The organism is Actinomyces sp. 2119 (assembly GCF_003591215.1).
Lineage (GTDB): Bacteria > Actinomycetota > Actinomycetes > Actinomycetales > Actinomycetaceae > Actinomyces > Actinomyces lilanjuaniae.
The window spans coordinates 291786-315450 of sequence record NZ_QYRR01000003.1 but is presented as its reverse complement, the minus strand read 5'-3'; the positions used below and the strand labels follow the sequence as shown (position 1 = coordinate 315450).

At 69.3% G+C, this 23665-nt stretch carries 16 protein-coding genes; 7 read left to right on the top strand and 9 right to left on the bottom strand.

Annotation, left to right across the window (positions count from 1 at the left end):
• Positions 1-121: 121 nt before the first annotated feature.
• Positions 122-3337 carry an ATP-dependent helicase gene (locus D4740_RS05075; protein WP_119835846.1) on the top strand — a complete coding sequence of 1072 codons (3216 nt, stop codon included), beginning with the start codon at positions 122-124 and terminating at the stop codon, positions 3335-3337.
• On the opposite strand, the gene D4740_RS05070 is transcribed toward D4740_RS05075, so the two are convergent.
• The 5 genes from D4740_RS05070 to D4740_RS05050 all read right to left on the bottom strand — a co-directional run bounded on the left by D4740_RS05070 (position 3313) and on the right by D4740_RS05050 (position 9570).
• Positions 3313-3912: a hypothetical protein gene (locus tag D4740_RS05070; protein ID WP_119835845.1), complete on the bottom strand. Its 600-nt coding sequence runs from the start codon at positions 3910-3912 to the stop codon at positions 3313-3315. The genes D4740_RS05075 and D4740_RS05070 overlap by 25 nt on opposite strands.
• Before the next feature lie 492 nt (positions 3913-4404).
• Positions 4405-4911 carry an ImmA/IrrE family metallo-endopeptidase gene (locus D4740_RS05065; RefSeq protein ID WP_147392845.1) on the bottom strand — a complete coding sequence of 169 codons (507 nt, stop codon included), beginning with the start codon at positions 4909-4911 and terminating at the stop codon, positions 4405-4407.
• 164 nt (positions 4912-5075) lie between these two features.
• Positions 5076-7169, bottom strand: coding sequence for a beta-N-acetylglucosaminidase domain-containing protein (locus D4740_RS05060; protein WP_119835843.1), 2094 nt, complete (start codon positions 7167-7169; stop codon positions 5076-5078).
• Positions 7170-7351: 182 nt separating this feature from the next.
• Positions 7352-9064, bottom strand: coding sequence for an MDR family MFS transporter (locus D4740_RS05055; RefSeq protein WP_259390666.1), 1713 nt, complete (start codon positions 9062-9064; stop codon positions 7352-7354).
• A gap of 158 nt (positions 9065-9222) precedes the next feature.
• The gene (locus tag D4740_RS05050) at positions 9223-9570 is read right to left on the bottom strand and encodes a hypothetical protein (protein ID WP_119835842.1); all 348 of its coding nucleotides are present in this window, start codon (positions 9568-9570) and stop codon (positions 9223-9225) included.
• A 650-nt stretch (positions 9571-10220) separates the two neighbouring features.
• Between D4740_RS05050 and D4740_RS05045 the strand changes: the two genes are divergently transcribed.
• Entirely contained in the window at positions 10221-11312 is a 1092-nt protein-coding gene (locus D4740_RS05045) for a hypothetical protein (protein WP_119835841.1), read from the top strand.
• A gap of 211 nt (positions 11313-11523) precedes the next feature.
• Here D4740_RS05045 and D4740_RS05040 read toward each other — a convergent pair whose 3' ends face one another.
• Positions 11524-14247 (bottom strand): TIM-barrel domain-containing protein, encoded by a 2724-nt coding sequence (locus D4740_RS05040; RefSeq protein WP_259390665.1) that lies wholly within the window; start codon positions 14245-14247, stop codon positions 11524-11526.
• A 305-nt stretch (positions 14248-14552) separates the two neighbouring features.
• Here D4740_RS05040 and D4740_RS05035 point away from each other — a divergent pair, with 305 nt between their 5' ends.
• Positions 14553-16451 (top strand): alpha-glucosidase, encoded by a 1899-nt coding sequence (locus tag D4740_RS05035; RefSeq protein WP_119835840.1) that lies wholly within the window; start codon positions 14553-14555, stop codon positions 16449-16451.
• Positions 16452-16700: 249 nt separating this feature from the next.
• Here the strand turns inward: D4740_RS05035 and D4740_RS05030 are convergent, their stop codons facing one another.
• Both D4740_RS05030 and D4740_RS13505 read right to left on the bottom strand, forming a co-directional pair.
• Complete coding sequence (locus tag D4740_RS05030) at positions 16701-16931, bottom strand: IS110 family transposase (RefSeq protein ID WP_259390683.1); 231 nt, start codon at positions 16929-16931, stop codon at positions 16701-16703.
• Positions 16874-17131, bottom strand: a complete 258-nt coding sequence (locus tag D4740_RS13505; protein WP_119835838.1) for a transposase — start codon at positions 17129-17131, stop codon at positions 16874-16876. The genes D4740_RS05030 and D4740_RS13505 overlap by 58 nt, the downstream gene beginning before the upstream one ends.
• Before the next feature lie 423 nt (positions 17132-17554).
• Here D4740_RS13505 and D4740_RS05020 point away from each other — a divergent pair, with 423 nt between their 5' ends.
• The 4 genes from D4740_RS05020 to D4740_RS05005 all read left to right on the top strand — a co-directional run bounded on the left by D4740_RS05020 (position 17555) and on the right by D4740_RS05005 (position 20638).
• Positions 17555-18310, top strand: a complete 756-nt coding sequence (locus D4740_RS05020) for a response regulator transcription factor (protein ID WP_259390663.1) — start codon at positions 17555-17557, stop codon at positions 18308-18310.
• Positions 18311-18406: 96 nt separating this feature from the next.
• The gene (locus D4740_RS05015) at positions 18407-19294 is read left to right on the top strand and encodes a DMT family transporter (protein ID WP_119835837.1); all 888 of its coding nucleotides are present in this window, start codon (positions 18407-18409) and stop codon (positions 19292-19294) included.
• Positions 19284-19697: an NUDIX domain-containing protein gene (locus D4740_RS05010; RefSeq protein ID WP_119835836.1), complete on the top strand. Its 414-nt coding sequence runs from the start codon at positions 19284-19286 to the stop codon at positions 19695-19697. The genes D4740_RS05015 and D4740_RS05010 overlap by 11 nt, the downstream gene beginning before the upstream one ends.
• The gene (locus D4740_RS05005) at positions 19691-20638 is read left to right on the top strand and encodes an HAD hydrolase family protein (RefSeq protein ID WP_119835835.1); all 948 of its coding nucleotides are present in this window, start codon (positions 19691-19693) and stop codon (positions 20636-20638) included. The genes D4740_RS05010 and D4740_RS05005 overlap by 7 nt, the downstream gene beginning before the upstream one ends.
• 119 nt (positions 20639-20757) lie before the next feature.
• On the opposite strand, the gene D4740_RS05000 is transcribed toward D4740_RS05005, so the two are convergent.
• A complete protein-coding gene (locus tag D4740_RS05000) occupies positions 20758-23037 on the bottom strand; it encodes a 6-phosphofructokinase (RefSeq protein ID WP_396027228.1) in 2280 nt (759 codons plus the stop codon).
• Between the last annotated feature and the right edge of the window lie 628 nt (positions 23038-23665).

Below are 23665 nucleotides of genomic sequence, written 5' to 3'. Positions count from 1 at the left end.
TGCGTCGCCCGTGCGAGCGCTCACGGGGTCCTCATGCTGCCCAAGTGCTCTGCGACGCTGGCCTCGCCCGCGCGAGTGCTGGTGGGCCGCTGGGTAGCACGTGGCCTAGGCTTGGCCTGCCATGACTCACGCGACGAACGCCCTCTTCGGCAACCTGTCCATGCCCGGGACAAGCCGCACCTCCCCGCCCGCCGAGGCCGCCCTGCCCTCCCTGGCTACCTTTGACGACGACTCCTGGGCCGACGTGGAGCCCCCCGACGAGGAGGACCTGGAGCCGGGGGAGGGGGGACCGCAGGACTGGGTGCGCGAGGACCTACCCGGCGGGGCCCGTGGTACGGGGACTGGGGAGTACCCCGTCAGGACTCGGGGCGCAGGCCCTGTTGCCGACCACGGCGGGGAGCCTGCCGAGGACCGTGGCACCGCGCCCCTCTCCTGGGAAGAGCGCCAGGCGGTCACGGCGGGCCTCGTGGCCCGCGCCCAGGCGGACGCGTCAGCAGCCCGCGCCCAGGCCGAGTGGTCTGAGCGGGCTGAGGCCGACCTGGCAGCGGCTGCTGCCACGGGGGGCGCAGAAGGGCTGGTGCGCCCCGGTGCGGGCAGCGCTGGGGGCGCGACGGCCGGCCGGGAGCCAGTGGGCGCCGTCGGCACCGTGCGCACGGGGTACGCGGGGCACACGGGGGCGCCACGCGTGCCCTGGGGGGTCACCGTGGCCGACCCCGCCAGCCTGGTCGAGGGACTCAACCCCGCCCAGGCGCAGGCGGTCACGCACTCGGGCTCTCCGCTGCTTATTATCGCCGGGGCCGGCTCGGGCAAGACCCGCGTGCTCACCCACCGTGTGGCCCACCTCATCGCCACCGGTCGGGCGCGTCCCGGGGAGATCCTGGCGATCACCTTCACCAACAAGGCCGCCGCCGAGATGCGTGAGCGGGTCACCGCCCTGGTGGGACCTGCGGGGGAGCGCATGTGGGTGTCCACCTTCCACTCCGCCTGCGTGCGTATCCTGCGCCGCAGCCACGAGGCGGCCGGCCTGCGCTCGACCTTCTCTGTCTATGACGCCGCAGACTCCACCCGCCTGATCACCCTCATCGTGCGGGAGCTGGGCATCGACCCCAAACGCTTCACCCCCAAGACCTTTGCCCACCGCATCTCCGACCTGAAGAACGAGCTGGTCACCCCCGAGGAGCTCGCCCGCACGGCCCAACCCACCAACCCGATGGAGCGCCACCTGGTAGAGGTCTACCAGGCCTACGCCCAGCGCCTGGCGGCGGCCAACGCCCTGGACTTCGACGACATCATCATGCGTACCGTCGCCCTCCTCCAGACCCAGCCCGCCGTGGCCGAGGCCTATCGGCGTCGCTTCCGCCACGTGCTGGTGGACGAGTACCAGGACACCAACCACGCCCAGTACGTGCTGGTGCGTGAGCTGGTCGGCGGCCCGGGCACCTCCGGGGAGGGCTCGCCCCTGCCGGCGGGCGAGCTGACGGTGGTGGGCGACTCCGACCAGTCCATCTACGCCTTCCGTGGTGCCACGATCCGTAACATCGAGGAGTTCGAGCAGGACTACCCCAGCGCGCGCACGATCCTGCTGGAGCAGAACTACCGCTCCACCCAGAACATCCTGACCGCAGCCAACACGGTCATCTCCCGCAACAGCGGCCGCCGTCCTAAGAACCTGTGGACCAGCTCCGGCGACGGCGCACCTGTGACCGGGTATGTGGCCGACTCCGAGCACGACGAGGCCCGCTGGGTCAGCCAGGAGATCGACCGACTGGCTGACGAGCACGGCGTGCGGCCAGCGGAGGTGGCCGTCTTCTACCGCACCAACGCCCAGTCCCGCGCCCTGGAGGAGGTCTTCGTCCGCTCCGGACAGCCCTACAAGGTCGTCGGGGGTACCCGTTTCTACGAGCGGCGCGAAGTCAAGGACGCCATCGCCTACCTGCGCGCCGTGGACAACCCCGACGACGACGTCAACCTGCGCCGCATCCTCAACGTCCCCAGGCGGGGCCTGGGGGACAAGGCGGAGGCGGCCCTGGCTGAGCACGCCTCCCGCCACGCGGTGTCCTTCGGCCGGGCCGTTGCCGACGCCGCCGGCGTGCCGCGTGAGGATCCCGCCCGGCAGGGCGATGACGAGCCGCCGGTTGTGGAAGGCCTGACGACTCGCGCCCGCAACCAGGTGCGTGGCTTCCACGAGCTGCTGGTCTCCCTGCGCCAGATGCTGGGCGAGGGGCAGGGGGTGGCCGAGGTGCTTGACTCGGCCCTGGACGCCTCCGGCTACCTGGCTGAGCTGCGAGCCAGTGACGACCCTCAGGACGCCACCCGGGTGGAGAACCTGGCTGAGCTGCACTCGGTGGCCTCCGACTTCCAGGCTGCCAACCCGACAGGAACCCTGGCGGACTTCCTGGAGCGAGTCTCCCTGGTGTCCGACTCCGACCAGCTCCCCGACGCGGACGAGGCAGGCACAGGAGGCCTCCCGGAAGGGCAGGTGACTCTCATGACCGTACACACTGCCAAGGGGCTGGAGTTCCCGGTGGTCTTTGTCACTGGCATGGAGGACGGCACCTTCCCTCACGTCCGCTCCCTGAGCGAGGAGGCCGACCTGGCTGAGGAGCGCCGCCTGGCCTACGTGGCGCTGACTCGTGCCCGCGAGCGGCTCTACCTTACCCGTGCTGCCGTGCGCAGTGCCTGGGGGACGACTCAGGCCATGCCTGCCTCCCGGTTCCTGGACGACCTTCCGGCCGAGGTCGTGGACTGGAGGAGACTGGCCTCGGACACCGTGGCGTTGTACAGCGACAGCACTGGCTGGGGCTCCAGCTGGGGAGAGGGCGGCTACGGCTCCGGCCGCCGTGGCGCTCGTGGGGGTCCGGGAAGACGGGCAGGTGCCGACCGTGGCGGGGAGCCCGGGGAGAGTCCTGCCCACCTTGACGAGGACGACTTCGCGCCCCCGGTCGGGTCGGGGAACCGCCGCACCGGGCGTCTGGGACGGGTGGAGACAGCCAAGGACCGCGCCGAGGCCCGCCGGGCTGAGCGGGCGGCTAGGCGTGGTCGGCCGACTCGTCTGGACGGCAGCCCAGGCCGTCCTCGGGGCCGCTCAGGGCAGCAGGAGAGAGGTCGCGTGGGCGCCGGTGACGAGGCAGGGCGGTCTCAGGACGAGGCGCTGCCAGCAGCAGTAGCCGGCCTGCGGGTGGGCGACCAGGTTCGTCACGACTCCTACGGGATCGGGACCGTGGTTGGTCTGGAGGGCGCGGGCCGCTCCCTGACAGCCCGGGTGGAGTTCACCGTCGCCGGGGCGGTGACGACCAAGCGCCTGATGCTGCGCTACGCACCTGTGGCCAGGGTCTGAGTGGTCTGATCGCAGGACAGAGCCCTGCCGTGAGCGGGGGAGGGCCTGGGCCTCAGCGGGGTGGGAGGGTCTACAGGGTCTACGGGGCCAACAGGGTCTACGGGACCAGTCGTGCGTCGGTGGGTGGTTCCGGGGGTGGTGGGGTGCTGTGCGCGGTACCTGGCCCAGGCGGCCCGGAGCTGGGCCGCGGTGACCTCGTCACGCCAGAGGTCCTCCCTCTCCAGCCAGTGCACAAGGTCTGCCACCTGGTCGGGAGTCGGCGTGTCCTCGCCGTCCTGGAGGATCTGGGTGGCGGTCTCGGTGTCGACGTAGGTGGAGACCATGTCGCACTCTCCGTCAAGGATCGTCAGGAGCGCCGGGGCGGGAAGGTCCGTGCGCCGGGAGTAGGTGTGCCAGGCGTGGGCGAGGGCGGTGGTCAGTGTCCAGGGGTCCTGGGAGGGGCCGTGAAGAGCCAGGTGGTTCCTGCCGGTCAGGTGGTCAGCAATCGCCTGACGCTCTTCCCGGGTGGCACCTGCCCCGGTGAGAAGGTCGTCAACAAGGTGCGCCGCGTGGGCAAGATCGTGGTGACTGCTCATGTGCTCAGTAGCTCCAAGGTGTGTGGTGTCAGTGGCAGGTAGGACCTCAGTCGTCGTGCGGTGAGGGGCTGGTGGGTAGGGGCAGGCGGGTCGGCGGGCGTGGTGAGTGTCGCTGTGTGGGCTGTGTTACCTCCTTTGCGAGGAGGCGCCCCAGGTTCGGCGTCGCGCCTGGGTCGGCTCGGGACGCACTGAGGAGGCGCTGCTGACTTCATCATCTCGATGATGTCACAGCAGTAGAAATATTTCCATTCCCAACGAACGAGTGTCGGGTAGCAGCTCCAGGCGGGCATAGTGCCTGCTGGTGGTCCCAGGCCTCTGGCTCCACCGCCTGGATGCTGCCCACGCGGGGACTGCTGCCCCGCCGCACCCCGCCTGCTGCGCTCGGCTCTGAGCTGGTGCGGCGGCCTGGACGTGAGCAGGCCTCGTTACGGGCGTGACGTCGCGGCAACCTGGGCAGGCGGTTCCTGCGTGCCCAGGCAGGGGGTCGCAGGACTACCGGTTGGCTCCCGCCCTGCCGACGAGGAAGCTGAGGACGGTCGAGTTGCGGTTACGTCGGTAGACCTCGAACATCATGCGCATGGCGGTGATCTCGGCGCGCCGCTCCCGTACGCTGCCAAACGTGGTCCGGCAGCTCGCCGTGGTGTGCTCGGCACAGATGTCACCGTGCAGGACGTGGGCGAGCTCGTGCAGGATCGTCTGGGTACGGTTGAGCGGTGACAGCCGGGAGTCGTAGTAGACCATGGCCGTGGCGCCCACGGACACGGTCACGCCGTTGACCTCGGCGCTCTGTAGCTCGCTGGGGATCGGGTTGAGCACGACGTTCATGCCGCAGGCCCGGCCCACGGCGTCCGCCAGGTTCTCCATGGACAGGACCTCCGGCCACACGAGCCTGTCCAGCGCGTCCTCCTGCTCCTCCACGCGTCCGGCGTCCCCAGTGCTGTCACTGCTGGTTGCCCGCATGAGCAGCATGCGCGCTAGCCTGCTTGTCAAGGTAGGCATCAGCACTCCTTGTGGGTGGGAGGAATGAGTACCGCCTGGGGCAATCTCCTACGGGTACCGGCATTGTCGCTGCTACGTCCCGGATGCTATCTGATAAAACGGCTGAGCGAAAGCGAGGGGAGGAGCTGGCACCACGGGGCTGACCTGCTCCCTGGGGCGCGCGGCTAGCGAGCCTGCCAGGCGGCAGCGGCGTAGTCTACCAGCTCGCTGAGCGCGGTCTCGCCGAGCTGGGGCACTACGGCGTCCTCGACCACGCTCGTCCCCTTCAGCGAGGCAACACGGGGCTGCTCCGCCCGGGAGACGGCCTGGTCCATGGTCGTGCTGGCCGCCTGAGCGGTGGCAGTGTCCTCGGCACGCAGTGCCATGAGGAGGTCCACGGCAGCGAGCCCGGCCTCGGCCCAGTCGGACGTCGCCTCGACCCAGGGGCTGACGTCGTCATAGAAGCCCCTCTCCTCCATGGAGGCCAGGGTCGTGGGCGCGTCACGCAGCAGTGCCAGGCGGGAGCGCAGCCGGGCGGCGCTGTCGCCCAGCGCGGTGTCGTCATCGGTGTCCAGCGCCTGCGTGACGGCGTTGACCTCCTCCCAGGTCTCGGTCGCCTCCCAGGCGGCAAACTCCCACGGCCTGTGGACGTCGATGAAGGCCTGCGCCGTCTCCCAGACCGGGCCCGAGTCCTCGCCGACGAGGTCGGCGACCGCGGTGTCACGCGCTGCCTGGGGGTCGTGCGCCGTGGGGTTCCAGGAGTAGCTGGCGTACTCGGCCAGCGCCAGCCGGGAGGCGTAGGGCTGGATCATGGGGTTGGTGGTGATCCCGGTGATGGCACTCGCCAGGGTGGTGTCGCGGGCGGGCACGGCTCCCAGGAAGAGGCGGGACTGGTTGTCCCCGTCGTTGGCGGGGAAGTTGTCCCACACCACCAGGCTGGTGGTGTCGTAGTTGCGGGCGGCCTGGGCGGCCTGCTGGGTGGTCAGGTTGTCGGTGACCACGGCCTCCCCGGTCCACTGGACCTGCACGGCGTCGTCGAGGGCCTGGCCGAAGGCGGTGGTGTAGGCCGTGGCCTGTGTTCCCGTGTATTCGGTCGGGACTGTCCACAGGTCCGGGAGGCCGTTGCCCTCGACGTAGTCGGTCTGGATATGGTTGAGGAGGTGGGCCTGTGCGGTAGCCAGCGCGACGGAGGGGTCAGGGTCGGTGAAGACCTCCCGGTCCGCCTCGCACTCCAGGGACTGTGGCGTGTCGTCCAGGGCCAGGTAGAAGCTGTCCACCCCCGCCTCTCCCAGCTGGTCGAAGACGGCCTCCACAGCCGTGAGGTCGTCCTGGGAGGAGTAGCAGATGTCCTCGCCGGGGGACAGGGCCACCACAAGCTCCACGTGACGGGAGCGAGCGTGCTGCACCAGCTCTGCCAGGCGGTCCAGCTCCTCGTCGGGGTAGGGCTCGCGCCACTGGTCACGCAGGTAGACGTCGTCCTTGGGGGCGTAGACGTAGGTGTTCATCCGCCACCGAGCCATGTAGTCCAGGGCGTCCAGCCGGGCCTCGTGGCTCCAGGGGATCCCGTAGAACCCTTCCACCACGCCTCGCACGTCCATCGCAGGCTCGTCGGTGGCCTGGATCCCGGCCACGACACCGTCCCGGGTGACCTCTCCCAGGGTCCTGGCGGCGTAGAAGAGCCCGTCGGGACCGCCGCCCAGGACCACGACGGTGGGAAGCCCGTCAGCAGCGGTCGTGGTGGCCAGCAGGTAGCCCTCCTCGTGCTCGGGCACTGCCCTGTCTCCCTCAAGGTAGCCGGAGGCGTCAGGACCGGCGGTCCCCACTACGACCCGGGCTGCGGGGGAGGCGCCCGCTGGGGCTGAGGCCTCGGAGTCCGCGACAGCCGGGCTTTCTGGAGTACCTGGGGTGCTCAGCGTGCCGCCGGAGCCGGTGACCAGCTCCCGCACCAGCGTGACGGCGTCTGCTGCGTCACCGTCCGCTGTGTCCGCGTCTGCTGCGTCACCGACAGTGACGAGCTCTACGGCGCCGGTCAGGTCCACCTGCGGGCCCTCCCAGGTGAGGGACTGGGGCGCGGGGTACAGGGCCGGGGTGGTGACGTTGGTGCCGCTGTCGCTACTGCTGGTGCCCGCAGCGTCCCCGGGGGCACTGGTACCTCTGGTCTCCCCTGCCTGTGACGGTGAGACTGGGAGAAGAGTGCTCAGGGTAAGGGTCGCAGCGGCCAGGAGGGCCGTGGCAGCAGTTCTGTGACGCCAGTGGGAACCATTACCGCGCAGATACATGCCGCCTATTATGGGTTCGGAGGTCGTGTCATGGTAGGTGATCTGCGACGCGGTGGTTCGGTGATGATCTCGTGCTCTGCCTGCCAGGCAGCAGACTGCGACGGGACAGCGCCCCGGAAGAGGCCGCTGTACGTCCCGCCCGTTCAGGGCGGCAGGGCTGGAGCCTGTCCGGCGCTCCTGGGTCACGCCTCGGGCGTTCTCTGACCTGCCTCAGGCTGCGCCTCGTCTCCGGTCAGGGGCACATCCCCGGCCAGGGGCGTCGGGTCGGCGGTGAGCGCCTTCTCCAGCTCACGCTGCTCCAGGCCGGTTCTGGCTGACAAGGGGATCGCCTCGAAGCCCAGGGCGACCAGGGCGGACAGCAGGAGCACCGGGACCAGAGCCAGCACTACGGGGGACAGGCTGTCCACGTAGGCGCTGACGACACTGGCGTGCACCGCCGGACCCAGCTCCCTGACCGCCTGCGGGGTCAGGCTGGAGGAGTCCTGGGAGCTGAGCCCCGCTGCGGTCAGGGCGGAGGTGAGCCGGGAGGTGAAGACGACGCCGACGATCGTGTTGCCCAGGGAGACCCCGATCTCGCGGAAGAAGTTGTTGGCGCTGGTGGCGGTGCCCAGGACGGAGGCGGGCAGCGCGTTCTGGATGACCAGGACGATCAGCTGGAAGAACAGGCCTATGCCTAGGCTGAGGACAAATACTCCCGCGCACATCCACCACAGCGGCGTCGCCTGGTTGGCCAGGCCGATGACAGCCATCCCCGCCGCACCCAGGAGGCTGCCCACGACCGGGTAGAGCCGGTAGCGGCCCGTGCGGGTGACCAGCGCGCCCGACAGCATGGAGCCCATCACCATCCCCGCGGCCCCGGGCACCAGCAGCAGGCCGGAGGCGGAGGCGGAGACACCGTAGACCATCTGCAGGTAGGTGGGCAGGTACCCGTTGATACCGAACAGGCAGCCCAGGGCTAGGACTGAGACGACCGTGGCGACCGCGAAGGTCCGGTTGGTGAGGATGGAGGGGGGCATGATCGGCTCGGCGGCGCGCCTCTCCACCGGGAGGAGCGCGCCCCAGGCCAGGAGGGTCAGCAGACCCAGCCCCAGGATCACCGGGCTGCTCCACGGGTAGAGGGCACCTCCCCAGGTAGCGATGAGCACGGTGCCGACCGCTCCGGTGTTGGCCAGGGCCAGGCCCAGCCAGTCGATACGCACGCGTACGTGGCGCCGCGGCAGCTGCAGGTTCAGCGCGACCAGGACCCAGGCGGCGGTACCGAAGGGGAGGAAGAACCAGAAGACCCACCGCCAGCTCAGGACGTCGGTGAGCCATCCGCCCAGCAGCGGCCCCAGGATCGAGGCCAGGCCGAACATGGCACCCAGCGGGGCCGTGTAGGTGGCGCGTACCCGCGGCGGGATGAGGTCCCCGGTGATGGCCTGGGAGGAGATGATGAGCCCGCCCCCGCCCAGCCCCTGGAGGAACCGGAAGGCGACGAACATCTCCATGCTCGTCGATGTGCCGCACAGTGCCGAGCCGCCCACGAACAGGGCGATGGCCACCAGGTAGAGGGGCTTGCGCCCTATGGTGTCGCCGAGCCTGCCGTAGACGGGCATTGCCACCGTCTGGGCCAGGGTGTAGGCGGTGATGGCCCAGGACATGCGCGAGACCCCGCCCAGGTCTCCCACGATGGTGGGCAGGGCGGTGGCCACCACGGTCTGGTACATGGCGGACAGGAACATCACCAGCATGAGGCAGCCATAGACCACCCAGAAGCGTCGGTCCGGGCGGAAGGTCATGCCCTGTGTCGTGCCAGCCTGGCCGGTTGTACTGGCTCCGCTAGCGGGCTCCGCTGAGGCCTGCGCGGCTCCCACTGGGGCGGAGCCGCTCGTGGCTGGTTCTGACTGGTCTGCCATCTCTCTCCTGGACTGGATGACGCCGGGCGGGGCGTCGTCCAGCCATTCTGCCACCCGGTTGTTTGGGCGGTGAATCGGGGACGGATGAGGCGTCTGGCACGTCGGTGGCTGCACGGTCACAGAGGCTGGCGGGGGCTTTCCCCGTAGGCTGCTTCCACCTACTTCACGTGGTCCATGACGATCGCACGGTGGGTGCGCACGATCTCGGTGAGGGCGTCGATGGCGGTGTGCCCGCTGGGCAGGGCGGAGCCGAACCCGGTGCGTCCCACGACGCGGGTAGTGTCGATATCGACCTCCAGGGTGGCGGCGGGCCGCTCGTCGTTGGCCAGGTAGAGGTTGTAGATGTCGCTGCGGGCGCGGCCGTCGGTGCTGTTGTCCGGGAACACGATGACCATGGCGCTCATCGAGTCGATCGTGCCCTGCCACAGGTGGCTGGGCTCCTTGGAGGGTTGGGTGGTGTCCCCCGGGCTCCGGGTGTCCTGGAGGGGGGTGATGGTCAGTGGCATGGTGTCCTCCGTGGGGGTCGTGTCGTGGCTGTCGGCTCGTTGGGTCCGCGTCGTGGAAGTCGTGGGGGTGTTGTCGGGGCGCGCGACCGTCAGCGGTGGTGGGTGGTGCTGACGCGCGTGGCTGAACCCGCTTGTGCCGGTGCCCAGTTCCCACCCTGCAGGCTGTAGCGGCTGACGCTCCCGCATGGGGATGCTGTGGCTGCTGAGGTCGGCTGGGACCGAGGTCCGCCGGAGCGAGGGAGGTGCATGCTGCCGCGGTGGTGGGCGGCGCGCTGCGGACGGCTGCCACGGCGCAGGTCCGGGGAAGGAGGAAGCGGGGTATGCCGCAATAGGCGAAACAGGGAGTTCCCGGGCGCCGGCAGGCCGTCCTGCGCCGCAGAGACGGGCGTGGCGGGCGCAACTCAGAAATGTCACGTGGTCTCAGCCTCCTCCGGCAGGAGGGCGGCGGATACCGTGTGTCGTCTACCAACGCACCGGACACCGCCTGCCGTCTGCCGACGCAGGGGTACAAGTCCTGACTCGTTGTTCTTTCGTTACTCTACTACCTGGGCTGTGCCGGACGTGCCACGCAGGAGCGGCATGCCGTGGGCACATTCTGCCGGGCCGTGTCAGGCCGGGCTGGACAAGGGACAAGGAAAGGACCTGACAGGGTGTCTATACCGTTCGACGTTGGTTCCTGGGGACTGTTCTGCGGCCAGGACCTCAGGCGGCTGGTGCTCGTTGACGACCAGCCCTGCGGGCCTGTCTCGGCACGCAAGGTCTCCCGCTCCCTGACGCGTCGGCTGCTTCTGGATGAGGGGCGGGTGGCCCGAGCCGCCCAGGACGCCAAGCATGTCCGCGAGGAGGTCTCGCATGCCGGGACCCAGTGGGTCGTCAGGCTGCACCCGGTAGGCTCGCCCCGCTCAGCCAGGACTGTTGGTGTGCTGGCGGGAGTCTTCCCCGCCGAGGCTAGTATTCCTGACCTCCCTCTGGTGGGCTCGTGGGAGTGGGAGATCGAGCGGGACGAGGACGGTGAGCCCACCCCGCGCAGACGTACCTACTGGGACCGTAACCTCTTTCTCATCTACGACGTCGACCCGGGTGCGGCCCAGCAGCAGCGGGGCTACTGGGAGGTGGGTGAGTGGGCCAACGAGCTGGTCGACCAGGCGGACCAGATGCGGGTCAACCGGTCAATCCGGGACGGGATTCGTGACGGGCTGCCAGGCACGGCGGGTGTGTACAGGTATCTCACCTACCATGTAGTGACAGGCTACGGCTCGCCCGTACGGGGAAGGCGCCACCTGCGCTCGGTCGGCACGGCCGCTCCGGTTGCTCCCAATGACGACAAGATCGTTCTGCTGGGTTTGAGCTATGAGGTGCCTGAGACTTTCCGCGACATGGCTTTTGAGCAGGACGACAGTGCGGCCCGGGTTGACGACGTGCTGCACGGGGTCATGGGGCTGGCCAGGGAGCCGATGGCGGTCGTCGATGCGATGACACTCGATGTTCTCATGACGTCACCGTCGTGGCGGCGGGAGCGTCTCGGTTACGTCGGGGGCCTCAGGGGGCTCGTTGACGGTTCGCCGGAGGACCTGGTGGAGCTGCACGCCCTGATGGCGGAGGCGGTGGGCAGCACAGAGCCCACCCGTGCTGTGCGGGTCAGGCTGCGCAGGACGAACGGCTCGGTCCAGGAGGTCAGTATCACCGCCACTGGTGTCCCGGGAACCCGGCACCGTGACGTCGTTGTCCGCCTGGACTCTTAAGGCGTAGCTTAGGCGCGCGTCTTCAGGCCGCTGTGCCTGGGCTGAGTGCGACGAGCACAGGTAAGGTCGCGGAAGGCCGGAGAGCCCTGGGCCTCGTCGGCAGGCCGGGGTGCACGGGGGCAGAGCACGGCACGGTCTGCGGCCAACTCCATGGGGCCAGATGCGCTGACGGTGTTCGCCTGGTGCTCGCTCACACCTTACAGCACCTCAGCTACAGCACCTCAGCGACCGCGCTGCGCAGGGAGTCGGGCAGGCCCACGGCCTCCAGCTCGGCCAGCAGCGCGGCCCCGCTCAGCCCCCGCTGCACCGCCGCCCAGGAGCGGTCCTTGACCTCGTAGGGCAGCTGTGCCGCCTCCAGTAGGTTGTAGACCTCCTGAGGCCAGGGTGCCGGAGCCTGTACGGCGTCGGCTAGCACCACCTCCACGCCGTCAACCAGCTCCTGGGCGCTCAGCCAGCCCAGGTCCACCTCAGTGCCCGCGCCCAGGGTGAAGCCGTCGGCCTCGACCTGCCTCACGGGCAGCCCCGAGGACTCTAAGGGCTTGGAGGGCTTTGAAGGTCCTGTGAGCCCTGTGGGCTCGGCAGGGCCGGGGGTGTGGCCTTGTGCGTGCCGCAGTACCGCCCCCGAGCAGGAGCCCGCTAGAAGCCGCAGCTTCAGGTGCCGTGCCTGCGGCACCACGTGGGCGGCTCCCTCAAGCCGGACACGCACGACAGCCCGCCCCTGGTGACCTGTCGTAGCACCCGCTGTCACCTGGGTGCCCGGCTCCTTGCAGTCCGTCGCCTGGCTGCCCGGCCACTCCAGCTCGATCACCGTGCGGGCCACGGCTTGCGGCCCGGGAGCCGCTGAGCCGTCGTCCTCCTCCAGGACGGTGCTACCGTCGGCACCAGGGAGGACCACCAGCTCCAGCTCGCGCGGATTGTGGGACGCGGGTTCGTCCACGCTGCCTGCCAGAGGGATGACGCTGCCCGCACGCGCCAGGACCACGGTGCGCTCCAGAGGCCTGGAAAGGACGAGCCTGCGCCCGCTATCCTCACCGGCCGGGGTGGTTGCGTCATAACGGCGTCCCGTGGGCAGGTCGTACCACACACCCTCCGGTAGCCAGGCAGGCTCACGTCCCAGGCCCGTCACGGGGTCCAGGGGGCTGGTGAACGGGACAACCAGCAGGTCCCCGAAGAGGAAGGTCTGACGGAGCTCGTAGGCACCCGCCTGGTCCGGGTAGTCGTGGTAGAGGGGGCGTACCGGGCCAACGCCCTCGACCACCGAGCGCCTGGCCCAGGTGTAGAGGTAGGGGACCAGACGGTGGCGCAGCCGCAGGTAGGCGCCCATGGTGGCGCGCGCGTCGCGGCGGTAGCGCCACGGCTCCTTGGAGTTGAACTCCGAGGAGGTGGAGTGCAGTCGGTTGACCGGGGAGAAGCAGCCCAGCTGGACCCAGCGGGCGGCCATGTCGTCGTCGCGCTGGCCCAGCATGTGCCCGCCGATGTCGTTGGACCACCAGTAGTAGCCGATGTTGGCTGCCGTCGCGGTGAACTCCGGCTGGAAGCGCAGGGAGTCCCAGGTGGCGACCGTGTCCCCGGAGAAGCCGACCGGTGTGCGGTGGCTGGAGGGGTCGGCATAGCGGGAGAAGGTGACCGGGCGGCGCCCCTGACGGCCGGAGTCGAGGTAGTGGACGTGGTTGAGCATCCATAGGGGGTCCAGCCCGGGGAGGGTCGTGGTACCTCCCTGCTGCCAGTCCAACCACCAGAAGTCCACGCCCTGCTCCTCCAGGGGGTGGTGCACGTGCTCCAGGTAGGCTCGTACGAAGTCACGGTCCGCGATGCTGAAGGGGACGTCCTCCCCGGCCGCCGGGTCCAGGCCCAGGTCGTGGCACACCGCCTGGTAGGCCTCCTCGTGGCGGCGCACGCCCTGGGCCGGGTGGACGTTGAGGGTGACCAGCATCCCGCGCTGGTGCAGGGCCTCCAGGAAGGAGCGGGGGTCCGGGAAGAGGTCATGGTTCCAGGTGTAGCCCGTCCACCCCGTGCCGATCGCCGGATCGATGTCAACCAGGTGCCAGTCCATGTCGATGACGGCCACGGAGAAGGGCAGGCCCTCGGCGGCAAAGCGGTCCATGAGCGCCAGGTACTCCTCGGCGCTGTAGGCATGGTAGCGGCTCCACCAGTTGCCCAGCAGCGCCCGGGGGATGAGCGGGCTGGGACCGGTGAGGCGGAAGAAGTCGTTCAGGGCGGCACGGTAGTCCTGGGCGTAGCCAAAGAGGTAGAGGTCCTGGGCTGCCTGGGCTGCCTGGTGGAGCTCCTGGGCAGTGCCCTGAAAGCCGCTGCGGGAGCTGCTGAGGTGGGTGCTGCGGGGGTCGTCGGCGGAACCCTCCCGGGGGACGCCGCTGCTGTCCCCGCCCTCGGTGCCGCAGCCTGAGGCGCGGGGCTCGACCCACTCGTCGTGGGTCAGAAGCAGGGAGGCGGAGTCGTCCAGCACCGCGATCCCGGTCAGGGACAGCAGGCCCGGGTCCAGGGCCGCGCGCCCGTCAACCTCGTCAAGGGTGCGGGTGGTGCCGCCCAGGTTGGTCGGGAAGGTTTCCGCAGGGTCCCAGGTGTCACCGTGGTACCAGGCGCCGCCGTGGGGCGCGGCGCTGGCCCGGCGCAGACGTACGTTGAGCCCGGAGCGGGTGAAGCCCAGGGAGGGCACGTGGGTGAGGTGGAGGTGCTCGGTGACGACCTCCACCCGGTCCGGCCCGGTCATGACACGGAAGGCGGGCGGCTCACCCAGGTCGCGGGTGGTGACGAGCTGGGTGGCGGCATCGGTGAAGGCCCCGGTGGGGGAGTACTCCATGCGGATGAGTCGGCTGGTGAGCACCGTGAACCGGTAGGTAGGGCCGGTCACCAGGGCCTGCGGACGGGCCGGGGCCGGGCGCGGGGTGCTGGGGCCGCGCGACAGCGGGGAGGTCATGGCAGAAGGGTCGCACCTCGGGGTGCGCGGCGCACCCCGAGGGCGCGAGGCCAGACCTCTTGAGGGGCGCTACGTACAGCGGGACGCGCGGCGCACCCCGAGGGCGCACAGGGCGTCCAAGGTGTGTGAGGCGCACGTCCTTGGTGGCTGCTCGCAGGACGTAACCGCAGGAACATGAGAGTCGGCCGGTTACACGGCCAGGTTCGAAGGCTGAAGACGTGCAGCAAGTCTGGCAGAATCGGCTGTCCGTCGGGCTGGCCCAGCGCCCTCAGCCCTGCCCTCTCCACCGTTGTAGAAGGACCCCCATGAGCCTCACCGTCCCGCCCCTGGTCGTCTCCGCCCGGCACGTCGGCACCGAGGAGGACTGGTGGCGCCGCGCCGTCGTCTACCAGGTCTACCCGCGCTCCTTCCAGGACACCAACGGCGACGGGTACGGCGACATCCCGGGTATCACCTCCCGCCTGGACTACCTGGACGCCCTGGGCGTGGACGTGGTCTGGCTCAGCCCCGTCTACCGCTCCCCACAGGACGACAACGGCTACGACATCTCCGACTACCGCGACATCGACCCCCTGTTCGGGACCCTGGAGGACCTGGACACCCTCATCGCGGGCCTCCACCAGCGGGGCATGCGCCTGGTCATGGACCTGGTGGTCAACCACACCAGCGACGAGCACGAGTGGTTCCGCGACAGCCGGTCCTCACCTGCCTCGGCCCGGCGCGACTGGTACATCTGGCGGCCTGCCCGCCAGGTGGAGGGGCTGGAGCCGGGGCAGCCCGGTACCGAGCCCACCAACTGGGGCTCGGCCTTCTCCGGGTCCGCCTGGGCCTGGGACCAGGCCAGCGGTGAGTTCTACCTCCACCTGTTCTCCCCGAAGCAGCCTGACCTCAACTGGGAGAACCCGCAGGTCCGCCGGGCTGTCTACGACATGATGACCTGGTGGCTGGACCGGGGCGTGGACGGCTTCCGCATGGACGTCATCAACCTGGTCTCCAAGACCTACCCGCTGGCCGACGCCCCTCTGGGGGAGGGGCAGCTCTACGGCTCGGGGCTGGCTGCTGCGGCCAACGGTCCGCGTATCCACGAGTTCCTGGCGGAGATGAGCCGGGAGGTCTTTGCCCCCAGGCCGGGCCACGTCATCACGGTCGGTGAGATGCCTGGGGTGGACCGTGAGCAGGCGCGGCTCTACACCGGGCCCGGGCGCGGTGAGCTGGACATGGTCTTCCAGTTCGAGCACATGGGCCTGGCCGAGGGAAGCGGCGGCAAGTTCGACCCGGTACCGGTGGACCTGGTGGCTCTCAGGCGCAACCTGGCCTCTTGGCAGGAGGGGCTGGCTCCGCAGGCCGTGGCAGAAGGTGGCGGTGCCGGGACGGCAGCGGGCGCTGCCCCCGCATCGGGGCACCTGGTAGAGACCGGCTGGAACTCCCTGTACTGGGACAACCACGACCAGCCGCGCGCCGTCTCCCGGTTCGGTGACGACGACCCGGCCTGGCGAGAGCTGTCCGCCAAGACCCTGGCCAGCATCCTCCACGCCCACCGAGGCACGCCCTACGTCTACCAGGGCGAGGAGCTGGGAATGGTCAACACCGTCCTGGAGCGGATCGAGGACTACCGGGACCTGGAGTCGGTCAACTACTTCCACGAGCGGGTCGGTGTGGGGGAGGACCCGGCCGCGCTGCTGTTGGCGATGCGTGTCAGCTCGCGGGACAACGCCCGCACCCCGGTGCAGTGGTCCGACGCCGAACACGCCGGGTTCACCACCGGCCTGCCGTGGATGCCGGTGACTCCGGGGTACCGGGAGGTCAACGCCGCCGCCCAGGTCGGGGTGGCGGGGTCGGTCTTCGAGCACTACCGGGCGCTCATCGCCCTGCGTCACGACGACGAGGTACTGGCCCTGGGGACCTTCCGCCTGCTGGCTGCCGACCACCCCACCGCCTGGGTGGTGCTGCGCGAGCTGGAGACGCGGACCGGGCGTGAGCAGCTCCTGCTCATCGCCCAGTGCGCGCGCGAGGAGCTGGTGCTGGAGGGGCAGGGTGGCCTGTGGGAGGCGCTGGCCGCCGAGGGCCTGGACGCGGGGGAGTGGTCGGGTGCCCGGCGGCTGCTGCAGGCCGCGGATCCGGCTGTCCAGCCCTCGTCCGGCCACGTGGGGGCGCCTCCCTGCCTGGGCGGCTGGGACTCGGTGCTGCTGCGGCGCTGGGTCTAGGGGAGTCAGGCGCTGATCGCCGGGGCGCGACTGTACAAGAGCTTCGCAGAACACCACTGTGCTTATGGTCTTGTGAGGGCTTGATACAGCCAGTACTGACAGGAGAAAAAAGGGGACAGAATTCCTTGAAGGCGTTGTAGGCTCGTGAGAGGAGTTGTTCAGGAATTCCCCGCGTAGAAGAGCAGGGTTATGCCATGACCTGATGCCCTCCAGGACGGCGTCGTGCGTGAGCCACTTGCTCAGCACCTGCTAGGAGGCGGGATGGACCTGGGTGTACAGGCCCCGGACCCGATTGGCGGCCTGGTTGATCTTCCGGGCCAGGTCCCGGTCAATAGCGGGCAGCATGCGCAAGGCGGTAGCATCCTCGTCCGAGGTACTGGTGGACTTGAGCGTGTGGGGCACCGTGCGGGCTGCACCGGCGATCATCTCCGCGTCCCTCGCGTCGGTCTTGGCACTACCCGGGTCGGGATGGTGACCCAGCGCATCAATAGGCCGGGCAGGTACCCTACGGTGACGCCCGTGGCCCGGGTGGCCGTCACTGCCAGGCTGCTGATGGTGCCGCGCTGGTTCACCACCACCAGCATCCGGCTGTGGCTGCCGATCCGCTCATAGACTTCGCGCTGCTGACTCTCGTCGTTGGGCAGGGCACTGTCGAGGAGGCTCCTCCCGTCTGCGGTCAGGGCTGTGACCCGGTGCTCGGTCTTGCCACGTCAGTGCCGATGAACACGTCTGTGTCATCGGCTCGCATCCAGCTCGTCTTTCCGTTTTCTCGGTGTGGGACCAGCCGACAGGCTCCGGCCCTGCACCCACGTCACAAAAGGGCTCGAAGGGCCATCGGTCCGTCCCTGCTGATCAGTTGTTACCGGCAGCCCTGCGGCGGCCGGTAACAGCACTCAGGATCATTATAACGACAAGGACAAGACATCATGTCGACCGACAACGAGGTAACGGGTGGTCGGCTGCACGCCTCCGATAGCTGACATTGATCAACTGTTCTACGTAGCGTCGTGTGCCTACGCTGTTTCCGGGATCGGCCAGACAGATAGTGAGACAGCATGCAGAGGTGGCCGGTCCCAGAAGCGAAAGGAGAACAGTCATGGCAGGTGAGCGCGGTGTCCGGGGCGCCGGTACCTGGGTCGAGTTCCGGGGCTGACCGCGTGGGTCGCGCTCTCGTCCTGGAGACCGGCCTGGGAGGGGACCCCCGCTTTGAGGTGGTGGACCACGTCAGCGACGGGGGCCAGGCGCTAGGAGCCCTGTCTGAGTGGGCCGTGGACCTGGTCCTGCTGGACTGGGACAGCACCGACCTGGGTGCTACGGCAGTGCTGGAGAGCCTGCAGCACTCAGACAATGGCGTACGCGCGGCTGTCATGACCGCATACAGGAGCGAGGCGGTCCTCCAGGATGCGGTCGAGGCGGGTGTCGTGGCCTTCGTGGACAAGAACATGGGCTGGTCCCCTCGCCTGGGCGACCAGCTCCTGCGGGCGGCGGAGGGCCAGGTGGTGCTGTCTGACTGGCCTGGCGACCTCCTTGAGGCACTTGTCCAGGACCCACGGGAGAGGGAGGATGGCAGCGACGGTGAGACAGGTGGTAGCAGCGACACGGGTGGCAGTGATACAGGCGGTCACGGGTCTGGTGATGCGGGGTCCGGGGGTGGCGACGTCAGCAGCACCGCCACCGCGATACCTTCTCGTCTGGTCCCGGTCTACCAGGGGATCCTGGACGGACTGACCAACCGGGGGATCGCCCGCCGCACCGGGCTCAGCGAGGGCACTGTGCGCATCTACGTCTCCGAGCTGCTCACCCTGCTGGGCTGCCAGTCGCGCACAGAGGTCGTCATCCACGGCCTTGGGCGCCTCTGAGCACCTCTGGCCCTATTATTCTTGTGTCTGGGTGGAGCGGCGTCCCGTGGAAGGGGTTGCTGCAACGTTTTGTCGCGACCTAGAGGAGCTGGTCGGATGCCGGGTCTGTTAGATGATCGATATGTCCGGGGTGCGGTGATCGTGTTGGGCGGGGTCTTGCTCATGTCCTTTGACGCCGCCCTTATCCGGGCCGTGGGCCAGCCGGCCGGGGTGCTGTCGCTGTGGCGCGGGGTGCTGATATGCGCTGCCATGGTGCTGGCAGCGTCCCTTTGCCATGCTGGTGGCGCAAGGCAGCGCTGGCACAACGAGTGGGCTGCCTGGGGCAACGGGCTGATGTTCGGGGTGGCGTCGGTGGCCTTTGTGTACTCTATCGAGAGCACCTCCGCCGCCAACACGCTTTTTATCATGGCGACCATGCCGGTGTGGTCGGCAGTCCTGGGGCGGGTGTTTCTGCGGACTAGTATTGATCGGCCGACAGTTTTGGCGATCATGGTGTCGCTCGTCGGCATGACGATCATCTTCGCCTCACAGCTCTCCAGTGCCGCTGGTCGGGGGGAGCTGCTGGCCCTGCTGGCTGCGGTGTCGATGAGCGGCGGCTTCGTGTTCTCCTCGCGACGCCGGTCCAGCCCGTTTCTCACCACAGCGGTCGGCGGGGCGCTGTGCGCGCTCACCGCTGCCGTCTTCCTGCGCGGGGTGGAGGTTCCCGCCCTGGGATCATGGCTGCCCCTGGTCGCTGAGGGATTCGTGGTCATGCCAGTCGGCCTGGTCTGCCTGTCCGTGGGACCGAGGCTTCTGCCCGTGCACCATGTGGCGATCTTTGTACTGGCAGAGACGGTGCTGGGGCCAGTGTGGGTGTGGATGTTCTTCCACGAGAATCCCGGGCCGGCCTCGCTCGTGGGTGGGGCGGTGGTCATCGGGGCGATCGTCAGTCTGAACATGTACTATATTCGCCTTTCGAGGAAGGAAAGAGTAGGTGCGGTCTGACGCGGAGGAGGGACAGCCTCTTGTTAAGTGCGCTGCGGCCATCATCCGTGACGACCGTGTGCTGCTTGTCCGCAAGCGTGGCACGACCGCCCTTATATCTCCCGGGGGTAAGTTGGAGGCAGGGGAGTCCCACCTCGACTGCCTTCGCCGCGAGCTCTCCGAGGAACTGGGCGCCTCGCTGGCGTCGGCCACCTACTTCGGCACCTACGAGGACGTCTCTGTCTTCGACCAGGGCAGGTCGATCACCATTGTCGTCTATATATGCGATATCGCCGGTGACCCGCAGCCCCACTCTGAGATTGAGGCGCTGGAGTGGCTGCCCGTGACCTGTCTGCCTGGCGGCGAGTCCACCTTTCAGCGTCGGGTCATCCCCGATATCGCGAGAGCGAGCGGCCGGTGCTGACCAGTCCGGTGGGCCTGGTGACGGACCTGGACGGTACCGTCGTCTTCGACGGGGTCGCAGACCCCCAGCTACCCTCCTTTCTCAGGCGTGTCTCGCAACGTGGGGACGTCTCCGTCATCGTGGCGACGTCACGGGCGCCCAGGGGCGTGGCCGAGGTGCTGGGAGACGCCGTGACCTGCCTGGACGGTATGGCTTGTTTCAACGGTGCACTCCTGCGCCTGGGGAGTGAGGAGCGGCGCCACTGCATGAGGAGGCAGCATGTGCGTGCCGTCGTGGATGCAGCGTTCCGTATCGGTGTGCCTGCCTACGTGGACCAGGGACACTCCTTCACAGTGCTTACGCCACCGGGTCGCGAGAAGGGGCTGGGCTCGGGGCTGGAGCACATGCGCGACTACCTGGACGGCCGGTGGTGCGCCGACCCGGCCCAGGTGCCGGTCGACGACGTGCTCAAGGTGACGGTCGTCAGCCGGGGGTTGGCCGATTCGGAGGGTGCCGTGCCCGGTTGGGGGGCTGGCGTCGCAGAGGGCGCAGGCGTCCTCCAGGCCCTGTTGGGTCTTCGTCTTGACGGTGTCACTGCCTACCCGCACGAGGACGGCGTGGTCGACGTCTGTGCGGCAGGGGTGGACAAGAGCATCTGCATGAGGCTGCTGCCCGGTGGCGAGGCGCTGGCCGCCACGAGCTCTACGGCCATCAACGAGGGCACAGACGTCGCGGGAGAGCCTGCAACCACCGCTCACACGGCCGCTTTGCTGCCACAGGCTGTCTCCACGTGGGTGGCGGCAGGCAACGACGTCAACGACGTGGCGATGATCCGTGCGGCAGACGTCGGTATCGCCGTCGGGGACGGCCTGGAGGGGGTCAGGGCGAGGAGGCAGACGGTCCGCGTCCCCTCGCGCCCCGGTGCGGTGGTGTCCGTCCTGGAGCGGATGCTGGGCCTGTAGCGGCACCAGGGGCGGTCTGCTGGCGGGGACACCAGCACAGCCCGCGCCCACCCGTGCCCACCACTGTGTGTGCGTAAGCCGCTGTATACACCCCCGTGCCCTTCCGAGGGCCGCCTTGTCTACCCCTGGGCCGCCTGGTCCGCAGCCTGGCCGAAGTCGGGCACCTGCTCCGGGCCCAGCACTCCCTCATGGATGCTGACCAGCTCGATCGCCGGGCGCAGGCCCGTCCACCACTGGTGGAGCGGGCGGCGGTTGTCCTGGTCGAGCTCGTCGGTCATGCGCTCCAGGGGGCGGTGGTCCACCTTGCCCCCTATGAGGCCGATGTAGGAGGCGCCTGCGGTGCCGCCCCCCAGTTCGGCAGCCAGCAGCTCCAGGGCGGCGGCCACCAGCTTGGTGGCCATGATGCGGTCAAAGGGCGTGGGGTTGCCCCCCTGCTGGAGGTGGCCGATGACGGCCTCGCGCACGTCGTAGAGGCCCTGCCCCTCCTCGGTGAAGATCCGGGCCAGCACGCCGGTGGTGTAGTTGGCGCTAGCCCGCTCGTTGCGCACCACCAGGTAGAGGCTGCGCCCGGAGCGGAAGGAGTCCACCATCCGTGCCGAGTCCTGTGCCAGCTGGCTGAGGGTCAGCCCGTCCTCGTGCAGGTAGACCTGCTCGGCCCCGGCCGCCAGTCCGGACATGAGCGCCAGGTAGCCGCACCTGCGGCCCATGACCTCGGCCACGAAGCAGCGGTGGGAGGCGGCCGCGGAGAGCTTGACGGCGTCCAGGGCCGCCACCGCGTTGTTCAGCGCCGTGTCCGTGCCGATGCTCAGCTCGGAACCGGGCAGGTTGTTGTCGATGGAGGCGGGCACGCACACGATCGGGATCTGGAAGGCGGGGTAGCGGGTCCGTTCGGTCACCAGCCGGTGCGCGGCCAGGTAGGCGTTGAAGCCCCCGATCACCAGGAGGGCGTCGATCTCGTGGGACTCGATGGCCCGGCCCAGGGCGTAGAGCTGCTCCACGGTGGGCACCTCGCGACGCGTCCCCAGCTGGGCGCCGCCGTCACCGACCCATCCCTCCACGTCGGCCCAGGTGAGCTCGCGCACGTTGCCGTCCAGGAGCCCCGGGAACCCGCCAAAGATCCCCAGCATGGTGAAGCTGTGGTCCAGGCCTAGGCGCACGGCCGCCCGAGCCGCCGTGTTCATTCCCGGTGCCAGGCCTCCCGCGTGGATGATCGCCACCCGGCTGGGGCGCTCGCCCGGCCCCGGCCTGCTGACCCCGCCCGGCAGCGTCTGGTGCTGGTGCGGGGGCGTGGAGGTCGGGGGTGTGGACGTCGGGGGTGTGGACATGGTCTCGAACACCTTCAGCATGGAGGCAAAGCTTGATCCCCGGGCCTCCACGGCCGCCTCGTAGTCCTGGGCGCGCACCAGGTCCTTGACCGCCCGGGTGGCCTTGACCTGCTCCATCATGGGCAGGCGGCGGATACGGTTGTGGCGCTCGGCGATAATGACCGGCTCGGCACCGGCATCCATGGTCACCAGCTCGCGGGCGGCGGCGCACCCCAGCAGGGTGGACATCCACCGGTCGTAGGCGCTGGGGCGGCCACCGCGCTGGACGTGGCCCAGGATCGTCACCCGGGCGTCCTCGCCCAGGCGGTCGGCCAGGACCTGCTTGACGTCGTCGGCCGTGATCCGGTTGCCTGAGCGGTCCGTGGCGCCCTCGGCCACGATGACCATGGACTCGCGGCGCCCGGCGTCGCGACCCGCCTGGAGCTTGGCGCACATGTCGGCCTCCCACCCCTGCCCCGGGGGCAGCTCGGGGACGAGCACGTAGTCGCATCCCCCGGCCACAGCGGCCATGAGAGCCAGGTAGCCGCAGTGGCGCCCCATGACCTCCACGATGAAGGTGCGCTGGTGGGAGGCGGCGGTGGAGGAGATGTCGTCAATGGCCTCCAGGATGCGGTGCAGGGCGGAGTCGGTGCCGATGGTCATGTCGGCACCCACCAGGTCGTTGTCGATGGAGCCCACGATCCCGGCCACCATGAGCACCGGGTGGGCCTGTGCCGTCTCTGCGGTGATCTCACCGCGCTCCACCAGGTCGGCCAGCAGGGCGGGCCAGTTGGTGCGGAACTCGTCGGTGCCGGTCAGGGAGCCGTCCCCGCCGATAACCACCAGGCGGTCAATGCCGTGCTCCAGCAGGTTGCGCGCGGCGTCACGCTGGCCCTCCCACTCGCGGAACTCCGCTGAGCGGGCGGTGCCGATGACGGTGCCCCCGCGCTGGAGGACCGAGCCCACCGAGTCCCAGCCCAGAGGCCTGATGCCCTCGCCCCCGGCCACGGCGCCCGCCCAGCCCTCCATGACGGCGTAGGGCTGGGCGCCCAGGCGGATGGCGGTGCGCACCACGGCGCGCACCGCCGCGTTCATGCCCTGGGCGTCGCCCCCGGAGGTGAGGACTCCGATGCGCAGGGGCTCCTGGCTGGTGTGTGCAGGGGAGCCGGAGGTGGTCCCTGGCTCAGCGGGGACCGGGGTGGGGGAGAGGCTGCTGGCAGGAGCAGGAGTGGCAGGTGTGACAGGCATGGTGGACAAGGTCCTTCTGCGAGTGGGTCGTGTGCGTGACTGGTGGGCGCTATGTATAGCTGGTGCCTATTCTGCCCCCAGGTGGTGGCCTGAGTCATCAGCGGTGAGCCCGGTTCCTCCCAGCACCCTGGGGGACCCTGGTCGTGTGCTCGTGCATGACCACGGACCCTGCCCAGGCGCCGGCTGCTGCCCCGGTCCCTGAATCTGGCTCTGTCTGGACACGGTGGGCAGGAGTAACGGCTAGAATCGTGGGGTGAGGCACGTGGCTGGTCGGCACCTGACCGGTACCTGGCTGGTGGTCGGCTGGTATCGGGTCGGCGGTGACGGCACTGACCGCGCGTCGGTCTCGGCGAGCCGGTGCCGGCTGGCTGTGCCACCTGCTGTCGGCGAGTCGCCGGGGCGACGGCCACCATAGTCAGTCATAGTCAAGTCAGTCATTGTCGGTGACACGTCAGGGGCGCCTGTCAGCACGCCC